Source organism: Nocardioides sp., from assembly GCF_047602075.1.
Classification (GTDB): domain Bacteria; phylum Actinomycetota; class Actinomycetes; order Propionibacteriales; family Nocardioidaceae; genus Nocardioides.
This window is the reverse complement of record NZ_JASGIF010000002.1, coordinates 591,790-610,285: the sequence shown is the minus strand read 5'-3', so window position 1 is coordinate 610,285 and position 18,496 is coordinate 591,790. Positions and strand designations below refer to the sequence as shown.

The following is an 18,496-nucleotide window of genomic DNA, read 5'->3' as shown; positions in this document are numbered from 1 at the left end:
GATCAGTCACCTGATGAATTCTCCCGCCCGACCGGCCAGGTCGAGCACCGGGCCCGGAACGACGCCGAGCAGCACCGTGAACGCTGCCGCGACCGCGATGGTGCCAGCCGTGAGGATCGACGGATGGGTGACCGCCGGTCCGTCACCGATCGGGTCGCTGAAGTACATCAAGTAGATGACCCGCACGTAGAAGAACGCGGCGATCAGGCTGGCTCCGACGGCGATGACGACCACCGGCCATGCCCCTGCGGACAGGGCAGCGGCGAAGACGGTCCACTTGCCGACGAACCCGGAGGTGAGCGGGATGCCCGCCATCGCCAGCAGAAACAGGGCGAACACGCCCGCGACGATGGGCGACTCCTTGCCCAGGCCAGCCCAGCGGGAGAGTGCGTTGGCCTCACCGGAGGCATCGCGCACCAGGCCGACGACCGCGAAGGCGCCCAACGAGGTGATGCCATAACTGGTGAGGTAGAACAACACCGCCTGCAGGGAGGTGATCTGGCCGGCGGACAGCTCTGCCGCGCTCTGCACGCCGAGGATCCCGGTCAGGATGAATCCGGTGTGCGCCACCGCGGAGTAGGCCAGCATCCGCTTCACGTCGGACTGCACGATCGCCAGCAGCGCGCCGACCAGCATGCTCAAGATGGCGACCGCCCAGATCATCGGCTCCCAGCTCCACCGGGCGACACCGAAGGCGACATAGAGCAGGCGAGCCATCGCGCCGAACGCCGCCACCTTCGTGCCCGCCGACATGAAGGCGGTCAGCGGCGTCGGGGCGCCCTGGTAGACGTCGGGAGTCCAGGCCTGGAAGGGAGCCGCACCGACCTTGAACAAGACACCCACCGAGAGCAGCGCCAGCCCGATCGCGAGCAGCGCGGAGTTGCCGTCCCCGGAGGCCACTGCCTCGTTGATCGACGCGAAGTCGAAGGAGCCGGCGAAGCCGTAGACCAGAGCCATCCCGTAGACGAAGAACCCGGTCGAGAACGCCCCCAGGAGGAAGTACTTCAGGGCCGCCTCCTGACTGAGCAGCCGGCGACGCCGAGCCAGGCCGGTCATCAGGTAGAGCGGGAGGGAGAGAACCTCCAGCGCCACGAACATCATGATCAGGTCGTTGGCGGCAGGGAACAGCATCATTCCGCCGATCGCCAACAGCAGCAGCGGATAGACCTCGGTGTGCTCGAGGCCTTGAGCCGAGGCACGCCGCTCGGACTCCGACCCGGGCACCGTGCTGGCCTGGCCGGCGAACGCGGTCAGGCCACCTTCGAGCCGGCGCTCGGCGAACAGGAGCGCGCCACCGATGCCCAGGCCGAGCACGAGGATCCACAAGAACACCGTCGGCCCGTCGATGGCGAGCGCATCCATCACCGCAAGCTGGCCGCGGGCCGTGCCGTCGCCGAGGTCGTCGAGACGAGTCGCCAAGGTGACGGCCGCGACCAGGGCGGCCACCAGGCCGACGACGGTCAGCAGAACCTGGGTCGCGTAGCGCTGCGAGCGGGGCAGGAACGCCTCGACCAGCACGCCGAGGCACGCGACCCCGAAGACGATCAGCAGCGGGAGCAGCTGGGCGTATTCGACCGTGGGCTTGACGAAGTCGTTCACTGCTGGCCTCCGGCCTCGGGCGCGGGCACGACGGGCGCCTTCTCGCTCACCCCGACATGGGCGAGCGTCGCGTCGACGTACGGGTTGATCACGTTGAGCAGCGGCATCGGGAAGAAGCCGAAGACCACCAGGCCCACGATCAGGGGCACGACGGCGGAGAGCTCACGTCGGTTGATCTCCGGCAGCGACTCGACCGGCTCGAGTTTGGGGCCGGTCATGATGCGTTGGTACATCCACAGCATGTAGACCGCGGCCAGCACGATCGCGGTGACCGCGATCGCCCCGGTCCACCAGGCATGCCCGAACGCGGAGATCAGCACCATCAGCTCGGACACGAACGGCGAGAGGCCGGGCAGACCGGCACCGGCGAGCCCGGCGATCAAGAAGAGACCCGCCAGCAGCGGCGCCGCCTTCTCGATGCCCGTCATCTCGCTGATCAGCTGGGTGCCGCTGCGCCGGATGACGAAGCCGGCGAGCAGGAACAGGGCGGCCGTGCCGATCCCGTGGTTGACCATGTAGAGGATGGCGCCCGCGCCACCCTGGCTGCTGAACACGAAGATCCCCAGCACGATGAAGCCGAAGTGCGACAGCGAGGTCAGGCCGATCAGGCGCAGCACGTCGTCCTGGCCGATCGCCACGAACGCGCCGTAGATGATCGAGATCAACGCGAGCACGACGACCACCGGGGTGGCCCATTGCGAGGCCTCGGGGAACAGCCCTAGACAGAACCGCAGCATGCCGAACGTGCCGATCTTGTCGAGGATGCACACGAGCAGCACGCTGGTGCCGGTCGTGGCCTTCTCGGTGGTGTCGGGCAGCCAGGTGTGCACCGGGAACATCGGCGCCTTGATCGCGAAGGCGACGAAGAACCCGACGAACAGCCACCGCGCGGTGGTGGTGCCGATGTCCAGGGAGGCCATGTCGGAGAGGAGGTACGACGGCGTGCCGTGCTGCGCGGACACGACGTAAAGACCGATCACCGACACCAACATGATCAAGCCGCCGGCCAGCTGGTAGACGAGGAACTTCACTGCGGCCCGACCGCGACCGGGACGCCCGAAGCCGCCGATGAGGAAGTACGCCGGGATCAAGGTGGCCTCGAAGACGACGTAGAACAAGAACACGTCGGTCGCCGTGAAGACCGCGAGCGAGAAGGCCTGGAGAGCCAGGGTCCACGAGACGAAGGAGGCGAGTCGGCCCTCCTCCTCCGCGTCGGGCCAGGAGGCGACCAGCACGACCGGGACGAGGACCACGGTGAGCAGGACCATGAGCAGGCCCAGACCGTCGACCCCGAGCGCCCAGTGCACTCCGAGCGGCTTGATCCAGTTGACCTTCTCCTCCAGCTGCATGCCGCCGCCGGTGTGGTACTGCGTGGTGACCACGATGCCGAGGGCGAGGGCCAACCCGGAGAAGACCAGGCCCAGCTGCTTGGCCGCGGCAGGCGCCAGGGCGACGACGACCGCGCCGACCAGCGGCACCGCGATCAGCAGTGTCAACCAGGGAAAAGAGCTCATTCGGGGCCCCCGCGGAAGTGTGAGCGAAGCGAGCAGTTTCGTGGAGTGAAACTCATGCGAGGTTCACCGCCAGCAGGGCCAGGACGACGAGGATGACGCCGCCGAGGAGGGACAGGGCGTAGGACCGGACGTAGCCGTTCTGCCACTTGCGCAGCACACCGGCGAGGCCGGCCACCGTCCAGCCGCCACCCTCGACCGCGCCGTCGACGCCGCCGCGGTCGATGGTCGCAAGGCCGGTGGCCACGGCTCGGCCCGGGCCGACGACGAAGGTCTCGTTGATCGCGTCGCCGTAGAGGTCGTTGCGGGCAATGGTGATGACCGGCGGGACGTTCTCGGGGGCCTCGCGTGGCACCGGACGCCGGCCAAAGATCGACCAGGCGATCGCAACGCCGACCAGCACGATGACCAACGCCAGCAGCGACACCACGATCGGCGGCAGCGGCGGCTCCTCGTGCGGAGCCTCACCGACGACCGGGGCGAGGAAGTCCACGATCCAGCCGTTGAGATAGAGCAACCCGCCCAGCACGGAGAGCGCACCGAGGACCATCAGCGGGATGGTCATCACCTTGGGCGACTCGTGCGGGTGGACGCCGTCGAGCCAGCGCTTGTCGCTGATGAAGGTCATCAGCATCAGCCGGGTCATGTAGAACCCGGTGACCCCGGCCCCGATCAGCGCGGCCGCGCCGACCAGCCAGTTGTGGGCGAGGGCGCTCTCGATGATCTTGTCCTTCGACCAGAAGCCTGCAAAGGGCGGGATGCCGATGATCGCCAGGTAGCCCATGGCGAAGGTGAGGAACGTGATCGGCAGAGCCTTGCGCAAGGCGCCGTAGTGGCGCATGTCCACGTCGTCGTCCATCGCATGCATGACCGAGCCGGCACCGAGGAACATGTTGGCCTTGAAGAAGCCGTGGGTGAGCAGGTGGAAGATCGCGAAGGCGTAGCCGGCGACACCGAGGCCCGCGCCGAGCATCATGTAGCCGATCTGGCTCATCGTGGAGCCGGCGAGCACCTTCTTGATGTCGTCCTTCGCGGTTCCGATGGCCGCGCCCCAGAGCAGCGTGACGACGGCGACCACGACGACCGTGGTCTGCGCGATCGGAGCGCGCTCGAAGATGAAGTTGGACCTGGTGACCAGGTAGACGCCGGCGGTCACCATGGTCGCCGCGTGGATCAGCGCCGAGACTGGCGTGGGGCCCTCCATCGCGTCCAGCAGCCAGGCCTGGAGGGGCACCTGCGCGGACTTGCCGCAGGCGGCCAACAGGAGCAGCAGGCCGAGTGCGTTGAGGGTCTTCCCCGAGGCCTCACCGGCCACGGCGGAGACGCCGACGAAGGCGGTGGTCCCGAAGGTCACGAACATCAACGCGATGGCCAGCGACATCCCGATGTCACCGACCCGGTTCATCACGAACGCCTTGATCGCCGCCGCCGCCGCGGTCGGCTTGTGCTGCCAGAAGCCGATCAGGAGGTACGACGCCAGGCCGACTCCCTCCCACCCGAGGAACACGCCGACGTAGTTGGCCGACAAGACCAGGACCAGCATCGCGGCGACGAAGAGGTTGAGGTAGCCGAAGAAGCGACGGCGCCGGGCGTCGTGGGCCATGTAGCCGATCGAGTAGATGTGGATCAGCGAGCCGACGCCGGTGATGAGCAACAAGAACAGCACCGAGAGTGGGTCGAGGAGCAGGTCCATGCCCACGTCGAGCCGACCGGCCTGGAACCAGGTCCACAGGTGCTGGCCGACCTGGCGGTCGTCAACGTCGCGGCCGAGCAGCCCGAAGAACATCGACAGGCTGATCACGAAGGACCCGAGCACGGTGGCAGAGCCGAGCAGGTGACCCCACCTGTCGGTGACCTTGCCCCCGATGAGCAGGATCGCGGCGCCGGCGAGCGGCAGTGCGACGACCAGCCAGATCAGTGCGAACACACCCGAGGCGTCCGTCGGTGCGACCACCGGGACGTGGGCGGCGCCCTCGTGCGCCATCACGGAGAGATTCACGACGGTCCCCTCAGTACTTCAGCAGGCTCGGGTCGTCGACCGAGGCCGAGCGCCTGGTCCGGAAGATGGTCATGATGATGGCCAGGCCGACCACGACTTCGGCTGCCGCGACGACCATCACGAAGAATGCGGCGACCTGGCCCGAGAGGTTGCCGTGCTGCTTGGCGAAGGTCACGAAGGCGAGGTTGCTGGCGTTGAGCATCAGCTCGATGCACATGAAGACGACGATCGAGTTGCGCCTGGTGAGCACGCCCACCGAGCCGATGGTGAACAGGATCGCCGACAAGACGAGGTAGGGGGTCATCGGACGTCCTCCTCGGTCGAGGCGGCGGCACCGACCTTGCCGGCGACCTCGGGCGCGGTGTCGACCTCGACCCCGAGCTGCCGGGTGATCTGGTCGATGTCCTCGGCGTTGACCGGCGCAGTCCGCACGGTGCCCCGGGCGGCCAGCACCCGGGAGATCGAGGACTCCGCCGCGGTGCCGTCGGGCAGCAGCGCGGGGGTGTCGACGGCGTTGTGGCGGGCGTAGACGCCAGGTGCAGGCAGCGGGCCGGGGTGGCGACCGGAGTCTGCGTAGTCCTGCATCCGCTGCCGGGCCAGGTCCGCCTGGGTCACCTTGGGTGTCAACCGCTCTCGGTGGGCCAACACCATCGCACCGAGCGCGGCGGTGATCAGCAGCGCCGAGGTGATCTCGAAGGCGAACACGTAGCGGGAGAAGACCAGGTTGGCGAGCGCCTGGACGTTGCCGCCCGCGTTGGCATCGGAAAGGCCGACCGCGGTGCCCAGCGTCACCTGGCCGACGCTGATGCCGAGGAGCAGTCCCAGGATGGTCCCTGCGCCGATGGCGAGCACCCGCTGGCCCTTGATGGTCTCCACCACCGAGTCCGACGCGTCGACGCCGACCAGCATCAAGACGAACAGGAACAGCATCAAGATGGCGCCGGTGTAGACGATGATCTGGACGACGAAGAGGAACGGCGCCTCGAGGACGGCGTACAGCACGGCCAGACTGATCATCACCACGGCCAGGAGCAGTGCGGCGTGCACGGCCTTGCGGACGAACAAGAGGCCGAGGGCCGCCACCACCATGATCGGCGACAGGATCCAGAAGACGGTCACGAAGCCCCTCCTTCCCGACCGGCACCAGTCTCGGCCGGGGCGGAGAACTGGCCGCGGTAGTAGTCCTTCTCGTCGTCCCCGAGCAGCATCGGGTGGGGCGGCTGCTCCATCCCCGGCAGCAGCGGCGCCAACAGGTCGCTCTTCTGGTAGATGAGCGACTCGCGGGTCGAGTCGGCCAGTTCGTACTCGTTGGTCATGGTCAGCGCACGGGTCGGGCAGGCCTCGATACACAGCCCGCACAGGATGCAGCGCAAGTAGTTGATCTGGTAGACGCGGCCGTAGCGCTCGCCTGGGCTGAAGCGCTCGTCGGGACTGTTGGACGCACCCTCGACGTAGATCGCGTCGGCCGGGCAGGCCCACGCGCACAGCTCGCAGCCGATGCACTTCTCCAGGCCGTCGGGCCAGCGGTTGAGCTGGTGGCGGCCGTGGAAGCGCGGGGCGGTCGGCAGCTTCTCGAAGGGATACTGCTCGGTGACGACCTTGCGGAACATGGTCCGGAAGGTCACCCCGAAACCCGCCACCGGGTCCCAAAACTGCTCCTTGAGGGTGGGCATCAGACCTCCTCGGCCGTCGCGACGTGCGTCGGCACGGTCTCGAAGACGAGCGGCCGGGCCGCCCCTCGGACCGGGCCGCCAGTGGGCATGGGGGGCACCGGGAAGCCACCGGCGAAGGCGTCCTCGGGCTCGTCAGCGGTGTCCTCGTCGGGCTCCCGCTCCCCCACGAAGGAGAGGGCCAAGAAGATCGCGGCCAGCACGCCGAGCGCGATCAGCACCCACTTCAGGCTGATCCCGCCGTCGTCCTTGAGGCTCTGGATGGTGGCGACCGCCACGATCCAGAGCAATGAGATCGGGATCAGCCGCTTCCAGCCGAAGTGCATGAACTGGTCGTAGCGCAGCCGCGGGAGGGTGCCGCGCAGCCAGATGAAGACGAAGATGAAGCACAGCACCTTGCCGAAGAACCACAACAGCGGCCAGTAGCCGATGTCCGCCCCCGGCCAGACGTTGATGATCGGCCACGGCGCGTGCCAGCCGCCGAGGAACAGCGTGGTGGCGACCGCGGAGACGGTGGCCATGTTGATGTATTCGGCGAGGAAGAAGAGCGCGAACTTCAGGCTGGAGTACTCCGTGTGGAAGCCACCGACCAGTTCGCCCTCGGCCTCGGGCAGGTCGAAGGGGGCACGGTTCGTCTCGCCCACCATCGCGATGCAGTAGATGATGAACGACGGCGCCAGGATCAAGGCGAACCAGAAGCTGCCCTTCTCGTTCTGCGCGGCGACGATCTCCGAGGTGGACATCGACCCGGCGTAGAGGAAGACGGCGACGAAGGCGAGCCCCATGGCGACCTCGTAGGAGATCATCTGGGCGCTGGATCGCAGGCCACCCAACAGGGAGTACGTCGACCCGGACGACCAGCCGGCGAGCACGATTCCGTAGATGCCGATCGAGGCGATGGCCATCACGAACAGCACGGCCACTGGGGTGTCGGTCAGCTGGAGTGGAGTGCGGTGCCCGAACATCGTCACCTCGGGACCGAACGGGATCACCGCGAATGTCACGAAGGACGGCACGACCGCGATCACCGGCGCGACGAGGTAGACGGTCTTGTCGGCCGCCTTCGGGATGAGGTCTTCCTTCAGCGCGAGCTTGACGCCGTCGGCGAGCGACTGCAGCAGGCCGAAGGGACCGTGGACGTTGGGCCCGATGCGGTGCTGCATGCGACCCACGACCCGGCGCTCGAGCCAGATGTTGAACAGCGTCAGCAAGACGAGTACGACGAAGATGAGGACGGCCTTGACGATGACCAGCCAGACCGGGTCCTTGCCGAAGGCAGCCAGGCTGTCTCCGCTAGCGGCCAGCACGTTGACCGAGTGCGCGATCACTTGCTCACTCCCTTCACCGTCACCCGGCTCCCGGGTGAGGCCAGGTCGGCCAGCACGCCGTTGCCGAAGGAGTTGGCGGGCACCCAGACGGTGCCGTCCACCATGTCGACGGCTCGCCTGGCCGACAGGATCACCTGACCGCGATCACCGGTGACCACGACCTCGTCGCCGTCCTCGACACCGAGCCCGTCGGCGATCGTGGTGCCGAGCAGGACGACCGGCCGGCGGCCAGCGGCCCGCATGGCATCTGCCCCATCTTGGAGTGAACCGAGGTCGATCAGCTGCTTCCAGGTGGCCAACGCCACCCCGTCCGAGCCCTGGTCGGTCGCGCTTGTCGAGACCCCGGACGGCTCGACCCGCTCGCCGTCCCACGGACCCACGCTCTCCATCTCCGCGTGCACGGCGGCGACCGAGGTGAAGCCGAGGGAGTGGTCCATCTCCTCGGCGATGCCGGCGAGCACCCGCAGGTCGGGCAGCGAGGCAGGGTTCGCGAAGACGGCGCTGAAGGAGCGTGGCCGCCCCTCCCACGTCACGAAGGTGCCGGCCTTGTCGGTCACCGACGCAACGGGGAGCACCACGTCGGCCACGTCGGTGATGTCGGTCTCGCGAAGGTCGAGGGCGACCACGAAGGCGCCCGCGAGGGCGGCGCGGAAGGTGGCGGGGTCTGCGGTGTCGTCGGGGTCGACGCCGCCGATCACGACACCACCGAGGGTGCCGTCGGCAAGCGCTGCGACGATCTGATCGGCGTCTCGGCCGGGCGCGCTGGGGAGTGAATCGACCCCCCAGGCTGCGGCCAGGTCGACCCGGGCTGCGGGGTCGGCGACCGGGCGGCCACCGGGCAGCAGGGTCGGCAGGCAGCCGGCCTCCAGCGCTCCGCGGTCACCGGCGCGGCGCGGCACCCAGGCGAGCTTGGCACCGGTCCGGTCGGCCAGCTCGGCAGCGGCAGTCAGGGCACCCGGGCTGGTCGCGAGCCGCTCGCCGACCAGGATCACCGACGAGGCGTCGAGTCCGGCGCCGTCGTCCTCGGCGAGCGCCCGCAGCGCCGCGGCCTCCCGACCCGGCACGGTCGGCACCAGTCGCCCGGCCATCTTCTCCAAGCCGCGAGACGTGAACGGGGCGACGGAGACGACGGTGGTCCGGCCGGCCCGGGTGGCCTTGCGCAGGCGCAGGAAGAGGGTGCCGGCCTCGTCCTCGGGTTCCAGCCCCGCCAGGACGACGGTGCCGGCGGCCTCGAGGTCGGCGTACGTCGCGGCCTGGGTCAGCACCACCCGCGACCCGAGGAAGTCGGTCTCCTCGGCCGAGAGCGGGCGGGCGCGGAAGTCGACGTCGTTGGTGTCGAGCGCAACCCGCGCGAACTTGGAGTAGGCGTAGGCGTCCTCGGCCGTCAGTCGACCACCGGTGAGCACCGCCGACCGGCCGGCAGCGGCCAGTCCGCGGGCGGCCACCGCGAAGGCCTCGGGCCAGGAGGCGGGTCGCAGCTCGCCATCCTCACGGATCTGCGGATAGGTGAGCCGGTCGTCGGCGCGGGTGTAGGCGAACGCGAACCGGTCCTTGTCGGTGATCCACTCCTCGTTGACCTCCGGGTCGTTGCCGGAGAGCCGCCGCATCACCTTGCCGCGGCGGTGGTCGACCCGGATCGCCGCACCGCAGGCGTCGTGCTCGGCGATCGCCGGGGTGGAGACGAGGTCGAACGGCCGAGAGCGGAAGCGGTATTCCGCCGAGGTCAGCGCACCGACCGGGCAGATCTGGATGGTGTTGCCGGAGAAGTAGGACTCGAAGGGCTCCCGCTCGTAGATGCCGACCTGCTGGAGCGCGCCACGCTCGACCAGGGCGATGAACGGGTCACCGGCGATCTGCTCGGAGAAGCGGGTGCAGCGCGCACACAGCACGCACCGCTCGCGGTCGAGCAGGATCTGCGCGGAGATGTTGATCGGCTTGGGGAAGGTGCGCTTGACGCCTTCGAAGCGGGTCTCACCGCGGCCGTTCATCGACTGGTTCTGCAGGGGGCACTCGCCACCCTTGTCGCAGACCGGGCAGTCGAGCGGGTGGTTGACGAGCAAGAACTCCAAGATCCCGGTCTGGGCCTTCTCCGCACCCTCGGAGGTGTACTGCGTGTGCACCTCCATCCCCTCGGAGACCACCAGGGTGCACGACGCTTGCGGCTTCATCCGTCCGGGCGGGCCCTGCATCTGCCGCATCGCCCCGTCGGGGCCGGGGAGCGCGACCTCGACCAGGCACTGGCGGCAGGCGCCGACCGGGTCGAGCAGCGGGTGGTCGCAGAAGCGCGGGATGGTGATGCCGATCTCCTCGGCGGCACGGATCACCAAGGTGCCCTTGGGCACGCTCACACTGACGCCGTCGATGGTGAGGGTCACCAGGTCGACGGCCGGGGCATCGCTGGTCGAGCTTGTCGAGACCTGACTCATGCCTGCGCTCCCGTCATGCCTGCGCTCCCGTCATGCCTGCGCTCCCGTCATGCCTGTGCTCCCGCCGTGACGAACAGGGTCGAGGCGGCCGGGTCGAACGGGCAGCCACCCTCGACGAGGTGAGCGACGAACTCCTCGCGGAAGTACTGGATCGAGGAGGTGATCGGGCTGGTCGCTCCGTCGCCGAGCGCACAGAACGCGCGGCCGAGGATGTTGTCGCACTCGTCGAGCAGCTTGTCGAGGTCCTCTTCCGACCCCTGGCCGCGCTCGAGGTTGGCCAGCGTCTGGGCCAGCCAGTAGGTGCCCTCCCGACACGGGGTGCACTTGCCGCACGACTCGTGCTTGTAGAACTCGGTCCAGCGCAACACGGCTCGGACCACGCAGGTGGTCTCGTCGAACAGCTGGATGGCCCTGGTGCCGAGCATCGAGCCCGCGGCGCCGACGCCTTCGAAGTCCAGCGGGACGTCGAGGTGCTCGGCGGTGAGCAGCGGCGTGGAGGAGCCGCCGGGGGTCCAGAACTTCAGCTCGTGGCCCTCGCGGATGCCACCGGCCAGCTCGATGAGCGTGCGCAGGGTGATCCCGAGCGGAGCCTCGAACTGGCCCGGGTTGGTGACATGGCCAGACAGCGAGAAGATCCCGAACCCCTTGGACTTCTCGGTGCCCATCGAGGCGAACCAGGTCGCGCCGTTGGCGATGATGCTCGGCACCGACGAGATCGACTCCACGTTGTTGATCACCGTGGGGCTGGCGTAGAGACCCGCCACGGCGGGGAACGGCGGCCGCAGCCGCGGTTGGCCACGGCGACCCTCGAGGGAGTCCAGCAGCGCCGTCTCCTCGCCACAGATGTAGGCGCCGGCGCCGGCGTGCACGACCAGGTCGAGGTCGTAGCCGGAGCCGTGGATGTCCTTGCCGAGGTGGCCGGCGGCGTACGCCTCGGCGACCGCGGCCTGCAGGCGGCGAATGACGTGCAGCACCTCGCCGCGCACGTAGATGAACGCGTGGTTGGCCCGGATCGCGTAGGACGAGATGATCACGCCCTCGATCAGCGTGTGCGGGCTGGCCATCATCAAGGGGATGTCCTTGCAGGTGCCCGGCTCGGACTCGTCGCCGTTGACGACGAGGTACTTCGGGTTGGGGTTGTCCTGGGGGATGAAGCCCCACTTCATCCCGGTCGGGAAGCCGGCGCCACCGCGACCGCGCAGCCCGGAGTCCTTCACCTCGGCGATGATCGCGTCGGGGGTCATGCCGAGCGCCTTCTTCAGCGCGCCGTAGCCGCCTTGGCGCTCGTAGGCCGCCAGCGTCCAGGACCGGTCCTGGTCCCAGTTGTCGGTGAGGACCGGGGTGAGGGTGTCGATCTCGCTCACTGCTCGACCTCCTTCACGGTCACGCTCGCGGACGGGGCGGACCAGTCGTGCTCGCGGGCGATCTCCAAGCCCTCCAAGGACGCCGGACCGGCCGACGGGCCCTCGTCGGCGAGCCCGTCGTTGAAGCCGGCCAGCACCCGCTCGGCCTCTCGCCAGGTCACGATCTTGGGTCCTCGGGTGGAGTGGACCTCGTTGCCCTCGCGCAGGTCGTCGACCAGTTGGGTCGCCGACTCGGGGGTCTGGTTGTCCATGAACTCCCAGTTGACCATCACCACGGGCGCGTAGTCGCAGGCGGCGTTGCACTCGACGTGCTCCAAGGTGATGGTCCGGCCGTCCTCGTCGGCTGTCGTCTCGTCGTTGCCGATGCCGAGGTGCTCCTTGAGGCGGGCGAAGATCGCGTCACCACCCATCACCGCGCACAAGGTGTTGGTGCACACGCCGACGTGGTAGTCGCCGACCGCGCGCCGCTTGTACATCGTGTAGAACGTGGCGACCCCACTCACCTGGGCGGGGGTGATGTCGAGGATCTCGGCGCACGCCTCGATGCCCTCCGGCGTGATCCGCCCCTCGGCGCTCTGGACCAGGTGCAGCATCGGCAACAACCCCGAGCGCGGCTGCGGATAGCGGTCCGCGATCTCGACCAGCTCGGCGTAGGTCTTCTCGTCGATGCTCACCGGCGGGGTCCCCTCGGAGTTGTCGGGCGGAGGAGCGGAGCGGGGGAGCACGAGAACTTCGTGGGGTGCTTCACCTATCCACCCCTCCCATGACCGGGTCGAGTGAGGCGATCGCGACGATCACGTCGGCGACCATGCCACCCTCGGCCATCGCGGCGGTGCCCTGCAGGTTCGTGAAGGACGGGTCTCGGAAGTGGACCCGGAACGGACGCGTCCCTCCGGTGGAGACGACGTGGGCGCCCATCTCGCCGCGCGGGCTCTCGACCGGCACGTACGCCTGCCCTGCCGGCACGTGGAAGCCCTCGGTCACCAGCTTGAAGTGGTGGATGAGCGCCTCCATCGACTCACCCATGATGTGCTTGATGTGGTCGAGGCTGTTGCCCATGCCGTCCGAGCCGATGGCCAACTGGCTCGGCCAGGCGATCTTCTTGTCGGCGACCATCACCGGTGCGCCCTCCAGGTCGGCGAGCCGCTGGGCCGACTGCTCGATGAGGCGCAGCGACTCCCACATCTCGTTGAGTCGAATGCGGAAACGGCCGTAGGCGTCGGCCGTGTCCCAGGTCTGGACGTCGAACTCGTAGTCCTCGTAGCCGCAGTAGGGCTGGGTCTTGCGCAGGTCCCAGGGGTAGCCAGTGCTGCGTAGCACCGGTCCGGTGATGCCCAGCGCCAGGCAGCCGGCGAGGTCGAGCTCGCCCACGCCCTCCAGCCGCGCCTTGAAGATCGGGTTGGCGTTGCACAGGTCGGCGTACTCCGGCAGCCGCTTCTTCATCAGCGCCACGAAGTCACGGATCTCGTCGAGCGCGCCGGGCGGCAGATCCTGCGCGACCCCACCGGGACGGATGAAGGCGTGATTCATCCGCAGGCCGGTGATCAGCTCGAAGAGGTCGAGCACCAGCTCCCGCTCGCGGAAGCCGATCGTCATCACGGTCAGCGCGCCGATCTCCATGCCGCCGGTAGCGATCGCCACCAGGTGCGAGGAGATGCGGTTGAGCTCCATCAGCAGGACCCGCATGACCTGGGCCTTCTCGGGGACCTCGTCCTCGATGCCCAGCAGTCGCTCCACGCCCAGCACGTAGGTCATCTCGTTGTAGAACGGGGAGAGGTAGTCCATCCGGGTGCAGTAGGTGACGCCCTGCACCCAGGTGCGGTACTCCATGTTCTTCTCGATGCCCGTGTGCAGATAGCCGATGCCGCACCGGGCCTCGCTGACGGTCTCGCCCTCCAACTCGAGGATGAGCCGGAGCACGCCGTGCGTGGACGGGTGCTGCGGCCCCATGTTGACCACGATGCGCTCCTCGACGTGGTCGCCGATGGCATCGGTGATGGATTCCCAGTCCTGGCCGGTGACGGTGAACACCTTGCCCTGGGTGGTCGCGCTCGTCCCGGCATAGGGGTCGGCGGTCTCGGGCGGGATGGTGGCCTCGGGAGAGACGTGGTCGCTCATCAGTTGTAGGACCTCCGCTGGTCCGGCGGGGGCACGGAGCCGCCCTTGTACTCGACGGGGATGCCACCCAGGGGGTAGTCCTTGCGCTGCGGATGGCCGGGCCAGTCGTCCGGCATCAGGATGCGGGCCAGCGCCGGGTGGCCGTCGAAGACGATCCCGAACATGTCCCAGGTCTCCCGCTCGTGCCAGTCGTTGGTCGGGTAGACGCCGACGATCGACGGGATGTGCGGATCGCGGTCGGGACAGGTCACCTCGACCCGGATCCGCCGGTTGTGGGTCATCGACAGCAGGTGGTAGACCGCGTGCAGCTCGTGGTCGGGGTCGTCGGGGAAGTGCACACCGCTCACGCCCGAGCAGAGCTCGAAGCGGAGTCGCTCGTCGTCACGCAGCAACTGGGCGACTGCCACGAGGTGGTCCCGACGGACGTGCAGGGTGAGCTCGCCGTGGTCGATCACCACTCCGATCAGGGCGGACTCGATCCCGGCCTCGGCGAGCCGCTCCTCCAAGACGTCGGCCGCGTCGTCGTACCACCCTCCGTAGGGCCGGTGCGCAGCCCGGGGCAGCAGGATCGGGGCGACCAGGCCGCCGTACCCGCTGGTGTCGCCGGAGCCGGACGCACCGAACATGCCGTGCCGGACGCCGACCGCGTGGTCGATCTCGGTGTCGGCTCCGACGATCTCGGCACCTGGCTCGACGGCCTCGTTGTTCGAGTGCTCCTCGCTCACCGCATCAGCCCCCGCATCTCCGAGGTGGGCAGCGCCGCCAGCGCGGCAGCCTCCTGCTCCACGATCTCGTTGGCCCGGTTGACGCCGAGCTTGGTGGTCTGCACCTGCTTGTGCAGCTTGAGGATGGCGTCGATGAGCATCTCCGGGCGCGGCGGACAGCCGGGCAGATAGATGTCGACCGGAACCACATGGTCCACGCCCTGCACGATCGCGTAGTTGTTGAACATGCCGCCGGAGCTCGCGCAGACGCCCATGGCCAGCACCCACTTCGGGCCCGGCATCTGGTCGTAGATCTGCCGCAGCACCGGCGCCATCTTCTGGCTCACCCGACCGGCCACGATCATCAGGTCGGCCTGGCGCGGGCTGGCTCGGAAGACCTCCATGCCGAAGCGGCCGAGGTCGTACTTCGGGCCGCCGGTCGTCATCATCTCGATGGCGCAGCAGGCCAGCCCGAAGGTCGCGGGCCAGAACGAGGCCTTGCGCATGTAGCCGGCGACCCCTTCGACCGTCGTCAGCAGTACGCCGCTGGGCAGCTTCTCCTCAACACCCATCTGCGGGGCCTTCCTTCGCCAGGGTCTCGGTCGCGTGCACGGGTCAGTCCCAGTCCAAGCCGCCGCGCCGCCAGACGTAGGCGTAGGCGATGAACACGGTCAAGATGAACAGCACCATCTCCACCAGTCCGAAGCGGCCGAGCTGATCGAACTGCACGGCCCACGGGTAGAGGAAGATGATCTCGATGTCGAAGACGATGAAGAGCATCGCGGTGATGTAGTACTTCACCGGGAACCGGCCGCCGAGCGCGTGCGGGGTGGCTTCGATGCCGCACTCGTAGGACTCCAACCTGGCCTTGTTGTAGCGCCGCGGTCCGACGATCGCGCTCATCACCACGGAGAAGACCGCGAATCCCGCCGCGAGGAGGATCAACCAGAGGATCGGCGTATAGAGCTCCATGCCCGTCCTTTCCTACGTTCAGCTGTTCGGCGAGACCCGGCGGAGCTGTCCCGTCGCTTCACGCGATCTTGTGAATGCCTTCACGAAGTCACACCCGGCACAGTCTAGGGTCACCGAAGACCATCCTGCACTGTGGGCGTCCACCGACCAAACAGGGTGCCCCGGAGTGGACACGTGGCGCCGCTCGCGCAACCGTCCGCCCTGGGCCGGTCAGGCGGTGCCGCGGTGCAGGGCGACGATGCCGCCGGACAGGTTGCGCCAGCCGACCCGTCCCCAGCCGGCCTGCTGGATCATCGCCGCGAGGCCGGTCTGGTCGGGCCATGCCCGGATCGACTCGGCGAGGTAGACGTAGGCGTCCGGCGAGGAGGAGACCGTCCGCGAGATCGGCGGTAGGGCCCGCATCAGGTACTCCAGGTAGACGTTGCGGAACGCGGCGTTCGTCGGGTGGCTGAACTCGCACACCAAGAGCCGGCCACCCGGGCGGGTGACCCGGCGCATCTCGGCCAACCCCGCGAGTGGGTCGACGATGTTGCGCAATCCGAAGGAGATGGTGACCGCGTCGAAGGAGTCGTCGCCGAACGGCAGCCTGGTGCCGTCGCCGGCGGTGAACGGCAGGCTCGGTCTGGCCTGCTTGCCGACCCGGAGCATGCCTAGCGAGAAGTCGCACGGGACCACGGTCGCGCCACGGTCGGCGAACGGCTGACTCGAGGTGCCGGTGCCGGCGGCCAGGTCCAGCACCACCTCTCCCGGCTCCGGTGCCACTGCGTCGATGACGGCGCGACGCCAGCGCCGGTCCTGACCGAGCGACAACACGTCGTTGGTGACGTCGTACCGACGCGCGACGGCGTCGAACATCCGCCGCACATCGGACGGCTGCTTGTCCAGATCGGCTCGGGCCACGGGCGAAGCCTATGCGCGAGTCGCCACCAGGGTCTGCGCGAGGTGCCACCTGCCGCCGCAGTGATTCGCCACCACGATTCACCATGGCAACCAAATGCCGGGAGTTTGCGTCTTCATCCTCGACACTGTTGGGGACCTCTTCTTCCCCGGGGGATACATGGCTCTGCTCAAACGGCTCGTCAAGGCGCTGCTGATGCTGGCGCTCGTCGCCGGCGTCGTGACCGGCGGGGTGTACCTCGGGCTGGTCGCCTCCGCCGACTCCCACGGCTCCGCGGCGGCCGATCCCACCACCGCCCCATCCGACCAGACTTCGGCCACTTCGCGCGAAGAGTCGACCTCCAGCCCGAAGCCGTCGGCGACCGAACGCCCCGACGACACCCCGCAGCTCGCGGCCGGCGCGCGCGGTGTCGACGTCCGCGACCTTCAGGCCAGGCTGTTCCAGCTGGCCTGGCTTCCCGAGCAGACCACCGGGAGGTACGACCCGGCAACCGTCGCCGCCGTGAAGGGGTTCCAGGCCAAACGCGGGCTACCGACCACCGGGCAGGTCGACGAGCGGACCTGGCAGCGCCTCGCGTCGATGACCAAGCCGCCCACCCACGACCAGCTGTTCAACGTGCTCCACCCCGGTCCCGCGATTCTGCAACGCGGCGACTCCGGCGACCAGGTGCGCGCCCTCCAGGCCCGGCTGAAGGAGATCGCCTGGTATTTCGGCGACGTCACCGGCAGCTACGACTCCGCGACCGTGACGGCAGTGCGCGGCTTCCAGGCCAAGCGCGAGATCCCGGTCACCGGCGCCACCGACCAACGCACGCTCGACCGACTGGCTGCGATGACGAGCACACCCACGCACGAGGCGATGTACAACATCGAGCCGAAGCCGGGCGCACTCGACGCACGGTGCCGCACGGGTCGGGTCCTCTGCATCGACAAGGCCAGCCAGACCCTGCGCTGGGTCGTGGACGGAAAGGTGCTGCAGACCCTGGACGTCCGGTTCGGCGCGTCCTACTCACCCACCCGCGAAGGCGTCTTCTCGGTCTACAGCAAGGACGCCGACCATGTTTCCCGCCTCTACGGCTCGGCGATGCCCTACTCGATGTTCTTCTCCGGCGGCCAGGCGGTGCACTACTCCTCCGACTTTGCCGCCCGAGGCTACGCCGGCGCTTCGCACGGCTGCGTGAACGTCCGCGACTACTCCGGCATCCAGTGGCTCTTCTCCCAGGTGCAGGTCGGCGACCACGTCGTCATCTACTGGTCCTAGGCCATCGGCGCGACTCGGGTCATTCGCCGGGTGGCTGGTGGTGGGTGGCTGGTGGCCGACAGGGCAACGACCGGAAGACCAGGGCTCGGCGTGCGGCTGCTCGCCGGGTGGCTGGTTGCTGGCGGCTGGTCGTCACTCCTGCCGCTGCTTCATCAAGGTATCTGGGTGAGCCTGCACTTCTCATTGCGTGTACGCCGTGAGAGGTGAGGCTTCATCCACTTACCTTGGTGAAGCAGCAACCCGTGTGACCCCTGGGAACCAGAGCGGCTCTTGGCCCTGACCCGTCTGCCGCGGTGCTGTGGTGGGTGAGTGCCCGGCATACGGGGCACTCTGCCACCACAAGGGCGCGGCAGACGCAGGAAGACCGCGGCAGACGCCCCCCCCAAGCGGTTCGGCGTCGGGGTCGCCACTCTGTCGTCGGTAGACGATGGGTGTCGCCCTCCGGGGCCGTCACCACGTCGTGCCCGGCCTCGCCCGGCAGCGATCCCGCCCTCGACTCCACGCCAGGACATCACCGTGGTGCCCGCCGGGAGGCCGGCGCCGACTACACCATGCTCGGCGCCGTCGCCATCGACCTCGCCATCGACCTCGCCATCGACCTCGCCATCGACCTCGCCATCGACCTCGCCATCGACCTGGCCTGACTA

The 18,496-nt window shown here is 68.5% G+C and carries 17 protein-coding genes; 2 read left to right on the top strand and 15 right to left on the bottom strand.

All coding sequences use genetic code 11. The features are described from left to right. Positions 1-6: 6 nt before the first annotated feature. From nuoN to QM714_RS15570, 15 genes are all read right to left on the bottom strand, one after another. Positions 7-1,599, bottom strand: coding sequence for an NADH-quinone oxidoreductase subunit NuoN (gene nuoN / locus QM714_RS15640; protein ID WP_415102201.1), 1,593 nt, complete (start codon positions 1,597-1,599; stop codon positions 7-9). Then, positions 1,596-3,113 carry an NADH-quinone oxidoreductase subunit M gene (locus tag QM714_RS15635; protein WP_415102199.1) on the bottom strand — a complete coding sequence of 506 codons (1,518 nt, stop codon included), beginning with the start codon at positions 3,111-3,113 and terminating at the stop codon, positions 1,596-1,598. Before QM714_RS15635 ends, nuoN begins: the two co-directional genes overlap by 4 nt. A gap of 52 nt (positions 3,114-3,165) precedes the next feature. Continuing rightward, positions 3,166-5,094 (bottom strand): NADH-quinone oxidoreductase subunit L, encoded by a 1,929-nt coding sequence (gene nuoL, locus QM714_RS15630; protein WP_415103044.1) that lies wholly within the window; start codon positions 5,092-5,094, stop codon positions 3,166-3,168. 25 nt (positions 5,095-5,119) lie between these two features. Beyond that, positions 5,120-5,413 (bottom strand): NADH-quinone oxidoreductase subunit NuoK, encoded by a 294-nt coding sequence (gene nuoK, locus QM714_RS15625; protein WP_415102197.1) that lies wholly within the window; start codon positions 5,411-5,413, stop codon positions 5,120-5,122. Then, on the bottom strand, positions 5,410-6,198 hold the full coding sequence (locus QM714_RS15620; RefSeq protein ID WP_415103043.1) for an NADH-quinone oxidoreductase subunit J: 789 nt from the start codon (positions 6,196-6,198) through the stop codon (positions 5,410-5,412). Before QM714_RS15620 ends, nuoK begins: the two co-directional genes overlap by 4 nt. 26 nt (positions 6,199-6,224) lie before the next feature. Then, entirely contained in the window at positions 6,225-6,782 is a 558-nt protein-coding gene (gene nuoI, locus QM714_RS15615) for an NADH-quinone oxidoreductase subunit NuoI (protein ID WP_415102195.1), read from the bottom strand. Beyond that, on the bottom strand, positions 6,782-8,062 hold the full coding sequence (gene nuoH, locus QM714_RS15610; protein WP_415103042.1) for an NADH-quinone oxidoreductase subunit NuoH: 1,281 nt from the start codon (positions 8,060-8,062) through the stop codon (positions 6,782-6,784). Before nuoH ends, nuoI begins: the two co-directional genes overlap by 1 nt. A 41-nt stretch (positions 8,063-8,103) precedes the next feature. Further along, on the bottom strand, positions 8,104-10,533 hold the full coding sequence (locus QM714_RS15605) for an NADH-quinone oxidoreductase subunit G (RefSeq protein ID WP_415102193.1): 2,430 nt from the start codon (positions 10,531-10,533) through the stop codon (positions 8,104-8,106). A 47-nt stretch (positions 10,534-10,580) separates the two neighbouring features. Further along, entirely contained in the window at positions 10,581-11,897 is a 1,317-nt protein-coding gene (nuoF, locus tag QM714_RS15600; RefSeq protein ID WP_415102191.1) for an NADH-quinone oxidoreductase subunit NuoF, read from the bottom strand. Next, positions 11,894-12,571 carry an NADH-quinone oxidoreductase subunit NuoE gene (gene nuoE, locus QM714_RS15595; protein WP_415102189.1) on the bottom strand — a complete coding sequence of 226 codons (678 nt, stop codon included), beginning with the start codon at positions 12,569-12,571 and terminating at the stop codon, positions 11,894-11,896. Before nuoE ends, nuoF begins: the two co-directional genes overlap by 4 nt. A gap of 70 nt (positions 12,572-12,641) precedes the next feature. Continuing rightward, positions 12,642-14,015, bottom strand: coding sequence for an NADH-quinone oxidoreductase subunit D (locus QM714_RS15590; protein ID WP_415102187.1), 1,374 nt, complete (start codon positions 14,013-14,015; stop codon positions 12,642-12,644). Continuing rightward, on the bottom strand, positions 14,015-14,740 hold the full coding sequence (locus QM714_RS15585; RefSeq protein ID WP_415102185.1) for an NADH-quinone oxidoreductase subunit C: 726 nt from the start codon (positions 14,738-14,740) through the stop codon (positions 14,015-14,017). Before QM714_RS15585 ends, QM714_RS15590 begins: the two co-directional genes overlap by 1 nt. Then, the gene (locus QM714_RS15580; RefSeq protein ID WP_415102183.1) at positions 14,737-15,291 is read right to left on the bottom strand and encodes a NuoB/complex I 20 kDa subunit family protein; all 555 of its coding nucleotides are present in this window, start codon (positions 15,289-15,291) and stop codon (positions 14,737-14,739) included. Before QM714_RS15580 ends, QM714_RS15585 begins: the two co-directional genes overlap by 4 nt. A 43-nt stretch (positions 15,292-15,334) precedes the next feature. Then, the gene (locus QM714_RS15575) at positions 15,335-15,691 is read right to left on the bottom strand and encodes an NADH-quinone oxidoreductase subunit A (RefSeq protein ID WP_415102181.1); all 357 of its coding nucleotides are present in this window, start codon (positions 15,689-15,691) and stop codon (positions 15,335-15,337) included. 210 nt (positions 15,692-15,901) lie between these two features. Then, the gene (locus QM714_RS15570; protein ID WP_415102179.1) at positions 15,902-16,591 is read right to left on the bottom strand and encodes a demethylmenaquinone methyltransferase; all 690 of its coding nucleotides are present in this window, start codon (positions 16,589-16,591) and stop codon (positions 15,902-15,904) included. Positions 16,592-16,685: 94 nt separating this feature from the next. Here QM714_RS15570 and QM714_RS15565 point away from each other — a divergent pair, with 94 nt between their 5' ends. Continuing rightward, positions 16,686-17,849, top strand: coding sequence for a L,D-transpeptidase family protein (locus QM714_RS15565; protein WP_415102177.1), 1,164 nt, complete (start codon positions 16,686-16,688; stop codon positions 17,847-17,849). Between the two features lie 431 nt (positions 17,850-18,280). Continuing rightward, complete coding sequence (locus QM714_RS15560; protein ID WP_415102175.1) at positions 18,281-18,493, top strand: hypothetical protein; 213 nt, start codon at positions 18,281-18,283, stop codon at positions 18,491-18,493. Positions 18,494-18,496 lie beyond the last annotated feature (3 nt).